The 853-nt window shown below is 67.6% G+C and carries 1 protein-coding gene; it reads left to right on the top strand.

Annotated elements, in window-relative coordinates:
• Positions 1 to 38 precede the first annotated feature (38 nt).
• The coding region (locus tag KBX37_RS36180; protein WP_210779898.1) for a DNRLRE domain-containing protein at positions 39 to 853 on the top strand (815 nt) is incomplete at its 3' end.

Here is an 853-nt window from a genome sequence, read left to right as displayed (position 1 = left end):
CGAAGCTGGTGGTCACCTACGGCCGGCCGGGTGTCACGGTGAACCCGCCGACGACGATCACCTCGACCGGTGCGGTACTGGACTGGCCCGGGTACGTCGACCCGTCGACGGCGACCGGCGACAACATCGTCGAGTACCAGGTGCACCGCAGCGTCCACCAGAACTTCGAGCCCTCGGCCGCGACGTTGATCTCGCCGGTGTCGTCGGCCACCCGCGCGTACCAGGACACCACGGCGGTGCCGACGGCGGCCGACAACACCGACCCGATGGCGCGGAAGTTCTACTACTACATGATCGCCGTGAAGACCCAGGACGGGGAGGTCATCGCCGGCCCGACCCAGCAGGCGATGCTGCCCAAGGCCGGCCAGATCACCCGGATCTACCGCAGCGCGGCGACCGACGCGACCGGCTCCAACGGCGTCATCGACACCACGCTCTCGGCGGCCCGGCCGACCGAGAACGTCGACTCCTACGACGGCGACCCGTACGTCAGCCCGGGCAACAACTCCAGCTGGTTCGGCGACACCCGGGGTCTGATCAAGTTCCCCGCCCTGGCCGGCATCCCCACCGACGCGCAGATCGTCGACGCCGACCTGCGGATGTACAACAACGCCCTGTACCCGGGCACCGACACCGACGAGTACGTCGACGTCTACAAGCTCAAGCGGGCCTTCAACGAGACCAAGGCCACCTGGAACAGCTACGACGGGGTGAACGCGTGGACCGCGGCCGGCGGTGACTACGACACTGCCTGGAAGGCCAGCTTCAACGGGTTCACCAACGACCCCGAGTGGGAGAACTGGGACGTCACCACCGCGGTGAAGGGGTGGCACACCACTCCGACGACCAACTA

It is taken from the genome of Micromonospora sp. U56 (assembly GCF_018070095.1).
In the GTDB taxonomy this organism is placed as follows: domain Bacteria; phylum Actinomycetota; class Actinomycetes; order Mycobacteriales; family Micromonosporaceae; genus Micromonospora; species Micromonospora purpureochromogenes.
Note: the sequence above shows the minus strand (reverse complement) of the source record. Positions and strands in the feature narration are given on the sequence as shown.